We start from the raw sequence: 5,651 nt of genomic DNA on the forward strand, positions 1-5,651 counted from the left end.
GCGCGTGTACTGCCCGGCTCCGCTTTCTTCGGCGCCGTGTTTCTCATCTGGGCCGATGCGGCCGCGCGTATCCTGATGGCGCCAGAGGACATCCCGATCGGTATCGTGACTGGCCTTTGCGGAGGCATCTTCTTCATCTGGATGATGGCGAGACGGTCTTCATAAACATGCCAGCTGCCTCCCCATGAGCCAGAGAGTACGGGCTGGGGGACCGCGTTGGACGACCCGAAACCCATGGCATACCGAGCGCTACACACGCGTCCTATACCACGCCCGTATCGTCGTCCGGCGGCCAACGTCTTGCTGGCTTAGCCAAGAGGCCGCGACGGCGGTTTGAGTCCGCGAGCGCCCAGACAGCGGCATTGTGGTGCCAAGCGCCGCTCGCGAAAAGGCCTAAGCCGGAACAGGGCACCCCAGCGATCCGCATGACCGGAACGTATTCAGGCGCCCGGCGTGGAATCTTGTATTCACAGGTGCGCCGAGTTATGTATATCCCAATAGGATATACCGGAGATGCGCCATGACCCGTTCCACGGTCTTTATCAGCAATCGCAGTCAAGCGGTCCGGCTTCCCAAACCTGTCGCCTTCCCGGAGGACGTGCATCAGGTCGATATTCTCAAAATCGGCCGTAGCCGGGTGATCGTGCCGCAAGGCAAACGCTGGGACGATCTCTTTTTGAGCGGCCCGCGCGTGAGCGAGGACTTCATGAGCGAGCGTGAGCAACCGGTGGCGGAAGAACGCGAGCCGTTCTGATGCTGACCTATATGCTCGATACGAATATCTGCATCTATGTAATGAAGAACTATCCGCTAGAACTGCGAGAAAAATTCAACACGCTGGCCGAGCAGCTCTGCATATCGAGCATCACGCTCGGAGAACTGCATTACGGGGCTGAGAAATCGGCCCGCCGCATCGAGAACCTGGCGGCGATCGATCATTTCGTGGCGAGGCTGGAAGTGCTGCCGTTCGCGGAAAAGGCGGCGGTGCATTACGGGCAGGTTCGGGCGGAACTCGAGCGGGCCGGAATGCCATGTGGTCCGCATGACATGCAGATCGGCGGCCATGCCCGCAGCGAAGGGCTGATCGTCGTCACCAACAATATGCGGGAGTTCGCTAGAATGCCGGGCCTCCGAACAGAAAACTGGGTATAGCCGCTCCGCGCTCACCGCAGTCGACGTTTTTAAGACTGGAGAGGGAAGGATGGAAGCTCAGGACGAGCCGAGGCTCGGGCGGAAGATTTTCGGGGTATAAGGGTCGGAGCCGCGACCCGGATCCGATCGTCCGCCGAAGCCGCGCCGTTTGTAAGCAGATCCAAGGCGTTTGACGCAATCTGGTCGAATGGCACGCGCAGTGTCGTCAGCGGGGTCGGTAGATGACTGACGATAGGAATGTCGTTGTATCCCACCACTGAAACATCGTTGGGCACAGAAATCCCGAGACGGGAAAGACCGGAAAGAGCCCCGATCGCGGTATTGTCGTTCACGGCAAAAATCGCGGTGGGAGGATCTTTCAAGCGCATGAGCTGCTCGGCCGCATCTGCTCCGGCGTCGATTCCGAATGTCGATGGGACAATGCTTTCCCGACGAACTGAAATCCCTGCTTCTTCCAGTGCCTGCCTGTAACCTTCGACGCGTCCGAGGGCGCTGGATGCATAGGAAGGGCCGGCGATTACGCCGATGTCACGGTGACCGAGATCCAGGAGATGGCGCGTCGCAAGGTATCCACCCAATCTGTCGTCACCAATCGAAGAAAGGCTTCGTCCATCTGTACGGAGGGCCAGGACAAAAGGTACGCCCCTAGCGACGAGCTCATCAGGAAAATCATCATCCTCACGTGCTGTCGAAAGGATCAACCCATCAACGCCTCGCTTTAGAAGTGACTCGACTGCAAGCCTGTCCGCCTTGGGTTTATCATCGGTCGTCGCGACGATGGCGAAGCGGCCGCTTTTGCTGCACGCTTTCGCCAGGGCTTCATAGAGCATCGCCATGACCGTATCGGTCAGCCGCGGCACAATCACACCAACTGTCATCGTTTTGCCGCGTCTGAGGCTGGCAGCGGAGACATCTCGAACATAACCCATATCCTCCGCGATCTTCCGGACGCGGCGCGACGTCTCGTTGTCTGACCGGGGAAGCCGTTCATCCAGGATGCGCGATACTGTGGATTTCGAAACGCCGGCAGCCGACGCGACATCGAGGATGGTTACCCGTGTCTGGCGGTTTGCGTCTTCGGACCTTGAATCCATTTTCCTTTTTTCCGTTTACAGCGTTCTCGCTACTCAATGCCCTCAACATGCATCAAAAAAAATATTGACTCCAGCAAAATCGGAAACGATAGTGGGAACGTTCCCATTAACGATCCCATCGCTGATCGCAAGTCGGACAGCGGCTATCAAGGAGGAGATATCCCATGCAGGCAATGGATTTGAGAGGCCTGAGCCCGGCACCCGTTACCGCGTTCACCCGCGACGGAGAGGTCGATTATGCGGCCAATGCCCGTATCGCGAAGTGGCTCGCACGCATGGACGGGGTGAAGAGCCTTGTCATTCTTGGCCATGCCGGCGAAGGCACATTCCTCACCGAGGAAGAGCGCCTGAAGCTCATCCGCACCTATGTCGAAGCTGTCAATGGTCAGGTTCCGATCATCGCCGGAATTACTGGCGAAGGTACAAGGGTTGCCGCGGAAGAAGCCAAGAAGTGCAAGGCTGCAGGCGCCACCGGCGCACTCGTCTACCCGAACCATGGCTGGCTGCGCTTTGGCTTCCAGAAGGGTGCGCCGCAGGACCGCTATAAGGCGATCTGGCAGGAATCTGGACTGCAGTGCATCCTGTTCCAGTATCCGGATGCCACCAAGGCTTCCTACGACCTGGACACCCAGCTTGCCATCGCAACCCAGGACGGCGTTGTTGCCACCAAAAATGGTGTCCGCAACATGAAGCGCTGGTACATCGAAATTCCGGAACTCAAGAAAGCCAATCCAGACCTGCAGATCCTGAGCTGCCATGACGAGTGGCTGCTGCCGACCATGTTCGATGTTGACGGCCTGCTTGTTGGCTACGGAAACATCGCACCGGAACTGCTGATCGATCTGATCAAGGCCGGAAAGGCGCAGAACTATCCGGAAGCCCGTCAGATCTTCGAACGTCTCCTCCCGGTTACCCGGGCCGTCTACCACCGTGGCTCCCATATGGAAGGTACCGTCGCCCTGAAGCTTGGCCTCGTTCATCGAGGTGTGCTTGACCATGCCACCATCCGCGAGCCGCTGAAGAACCTCGGCGAAAAGGCCGAAGCGGAAATCTTCGCAGCCTTCGAGGCCGCTGGCATTGGCCGAGCCGAACAGCTGATCGCCGCTGAGTAACCAGCGACGCCCCCGCCGTCGTGTGGGGGCGTTTTTAGGGGGAGGAAAATTGCGGCCGCAGCCGCACCGTCTGTTACGCCGGTGCATGCCTTGCCGACGACAGAGCCATGCCTTTCCGGTTCACGACAATATCGTGCAGAGGAATGCCGAAGTTTAAAACATCCAACATGTAGGTTCGACGCCAAGCCGGGAGAGTGGGCGAGGCAAAGGGAGGAAACATGAACATCGAACAACGGATGACCGTGCCGTCGCCGGTTATCGATCCACAAGCTGAAATCAGCGCCCGCCTGGAACGTCTGCCGGTGACCCGGGAGGTGTTCTGGGCCCGAAACATCGTCGGTGCCGCGACATTCTTCGACGGTTACACCGTCATCGCCATCGCCTATGCCATGCCGGTTCTTGTCCGCGAGTGGGGGTTGACCCCAGGACAGACGGGAATGATCCTGTCGATGGGCTATCTCGGGCAGCTGACCGGCGCGATCTGCTTCGGCTGGCTTGCCGAAAGGCTCGGTCGCCTCAAGGTGCTGCTATTCACGATCCTGCTATTCGTCAGCATGGATGTCGCATGCCTCTTCGCCGCCGGCGCCGGGATGATGATGGCATTCCGTTTCATTCAAGGTATCGGAACCGGCGGCGAAGTTCCGGTCGCGAGCGCCTACATCAATGAGTTGATCAGCTCGAAGGGGCGCGGCCGCTTCTTCCTGCTTTACGAGGTGATGTTTTTGCTCGGCCTCGTCGGGGCGGGCCTGATCGGCTATTTCATGGTTCCGGTCTACGGCTGGAAGGCAATGTTCGTCGTTGGGTTGATCCCCGCGATCCTCATGATCCCTCTGCGCTGGTTCCTGCATGAATCACCCCGCTGGCTGGCCGCTAACGGCCGCTATGAGGACGCCGACCGCATCGTCACCAAGTTGGAGAACAGCGCCCGTGCTGCCGGCAGGGAACTGCCGGAGCCGAAAGTCGTGGCTGCTCCCGTCCGCCGCAAATCCGACTGGCGAGAACTCTTCCAAGGCATCTATCTCAAGCGCACATTGTCGATCTGGGCCATGTGGTTTTGCGCCTATATGGTCGCCAATGGCACTATCACCTGGCTTCCGACCCTCTATCGCCATACCTTCAACCTGCCGCTCGAAACCAGCATCTTCTATGGCTTTATCACCTCCGTCGGCGGCGTGATCGCGGCCGTCATTTGCGCGCTGCTCATCGACAAGGTCGGCCGCAAGCGCTGGTACACAGGCGCCCTTCTGATCGCGCCGATTCCTCTTGTGATCCTTGCCTGGCTGGGTGCGACGTCAGCAACACAGGTTCTGATCCTCGCCGGTCTCGCCTACGCCATCGTCCAGACCGTAACGTTCTCGCTCTATCTCTACTCGGCGGAGATCTATCCGACCCGCCTTCGTGCCATTGGCACGGGTACAGGCAGTGCCTGGCTGCGCCTCGGATCCTCTGCAGGTCCCATCGCCGTCGGCTGGATCATGTCGTCGATAGGGATTCAGTATGTCTTCGGCGCATTTGCGGCGATCCTGCTGGTCGGCGCCTTGGTGACGGCTCTCTTTGCGGTCGAAACGAAGGGTCGGGTCCTGGAGGAACTTTCGCCGTAAAGCGCACTGATCATGGAGAAATGTGGGTGACTTGACGGGCAAACGTCAAGCCACTCACACGGACCGGCATTCTGGCGGACTCCTCGCAGCAGGAACTGCGTGAATTGACACCGCGTTTCGCGGCAATTCCAACCTATATCATGCCCGGCTTTTCAAGCGATGACTCCCGTCGGCAACCCGGTGCCGCCATCTAGGCTGATTCGCATTTCACAGCCCTTGCAAGACCAAAGCCCTATCAGCTCACGATCTTGCCGCAGAACTAAACAATGACCGATTTCGGTCGAACATGTTCACCATCCGGATTGCCACATAAAGTACGGCCAGGGGAGCGCGTGGGCGACTTTCCCTTTAACGAGACGGCAATAATTCTCACTTTGTCGTTAATCTGTTGAAAACAGCATCTAGGTTCCCCTTGCCGCGGCCTTTCGAGGAGAGAGCCGCGCTGCGGCGCATCAACGCGACGTATTCGATGAACCTAACCAGGAATGGAGACCATCATGGCAAACGTAACTCCTGCTTCCGGCGGCGGTGCTGACGCGGCTATCGCAAAGATGGAAGCTGCCTTCGACGCAGCCATCGAAAAGTCGGCAAAGATCACCGAGATCACGACCGAGAAGAAGACCGAGCTCGACGCTACCAAGCAGCGTCCGCAGAACTAACCCTGTCGGGGGGGGGGGGAAAATCGTCCGCGC

At 58.8% G+C, this 5,651-nt stretch carries 7 protein-coding genes; 6 read left to right on the forward strand and 1 reads right to left on the reverse strand.

Translation table 11 applies throughout. The features are described 5' to 3' along the window. Positions 1–9: 9 nt before the first annotated feature. From ACE04I_RS16875 to vapC, 3 genes are all read left to right on the forward strand, one after another. Complete coding sequence (locus tag ACE04I_RS16875) at positions 10–165, forward strand: iron chelate uptake ABC transporter family permease subunit (protein ID WP_487207406.1); 156 nt, start codon at positions 10–12, stop codon at positions 163–165. 355 nt (positions 166–520) lie between these two features. After that, on the forward strand, positions 521–754 hold the full coding sequence (gene vapB, locus ACE04I_RS16880; protein WP_046797298.1) for a type II toxin-antitoxin system VapB family antitoxin: 234 nt from the start codon (positions 521–523) through the stop codon (positions 752–754). Beyond that, positions 754–1,152, forward strand: a complete 399-nt coding sequence (gene vapC / locus ACE04I_RS16885; RefSeq protein WP_046797297.1) for a type II toxin-antitoxin system tRNA(fMet)-specific endonuclease VapC — start codon at positions 754–756, stop codon at positions 1,150–1,152. Before vapB ends, vapC begins: the two co-directional genes overlap by 1 nt. Positions 1,153–1,181: 29 nt before the next feature. On the opposite strand, the gene ACE04I_RS16890 is transcribed toward vapC, so the two are convergent. Then, positions 1,182–2,246, reverse strand: coding sequence for a LacI family DNA-binding transcriptional regulator (locus tag ACE04I_RS16890; RefSeq protein ID WP_046797296.1), 1,065 nt, complete (start codon positions 2,244–2,246; stop codon positions 1,182–1,184). Between the two features lie 164 nt (positions 2,247–2,410). On the opposite strand from ACE04I_RS16890, the gene ACE04I_RS16895 reads away from it, so the two are divergent. The 3 genes from ACE04I_RS16895 (at position 2,411) to ACE04I_RS16905 (ending at position 5,618) form a co-directional block, all read left to right on the forward strand. Continuing rightward, a complete protein-coding gene (locus ACE04I_RS16895) occupies positions 2,411–3,358 on the forward strand; it encodes a dihydrodipicolinate synthase family protein (protein ID WP_046797295.1) in 948 nt (315 codons plus the stop codon). Positions 3,359–3,576: 218 nt separating this feature from the next. After that, positions 3,577–4,959, forward strand: a complete 1,383-nt coding sequence (locus tag ACE04I_RS16900) for an MFS transporter (RefSeq protein WP_487207328.1) — start codon at positions 3,577–3,579, stop codon at positions 4,957–4,959. A gap of 497 nt (positions 4,960–5,456) precedes the next feature. Then, entirely contained in the window at positions 5,457–5,618 is a 162-nt protein-coding gene (locus tag ACE04I_RS16905) for a hypothetical protein (RefSeq protein WP_170986339.1), read from the forward strand. The last annotated feature ends 33 nt before the right edge of the window (positions 5,619–5,651 follow it).

It is taken from the genome of Rhizobium moroccans, assembly GCF_057559155.1.

Excerpts from the sequence above, each read along its gene's own strand:
- vapB (WP_046797298.1), top strand. The coding sequence starts at position 521 with ATGACCCGTTCCACGGTCTTTATCAGCAATCGCAGTCAAGCGGTCCGG.
- vapC (WP_046797297.1), top strand. The coding sequence starts at position 754 with ATGCTGACCTATATGCTCGATACGAATATCTGCATCTATGTAATGAAG.
- ACE04I_RS16890 (WP_046797296.1), bottom strand. The coding sequence starts at position 2,246 with ATGGATTCAAGGTCCGAAGACGCAAACCGCCAGACACGGGTAACCATC.
- ACE04I_RS16895 (WP_046797295.1), top strand. The coding sequence starts at position 2,411 with ATGCAGGCAATGGATTTGAGAGGCCTGAGCCCGGCACCCGTTACCGCG.
- ACE04I_RS16900 (WP_487207328.1), top strand. The coding sequence starts at position 3,577 with ATGAACATCGAACAACGGATGACCGTGCCGTCGCCGGTTATCGATCCA.
- ACE04I_RS16905 (WP_170986339.1), top strand. The coding sequence starts at position 5,457 with ATGGCAAACGTAACTCCTGCTTCCGGCGGCGGTGCTGACGCGGCTATC.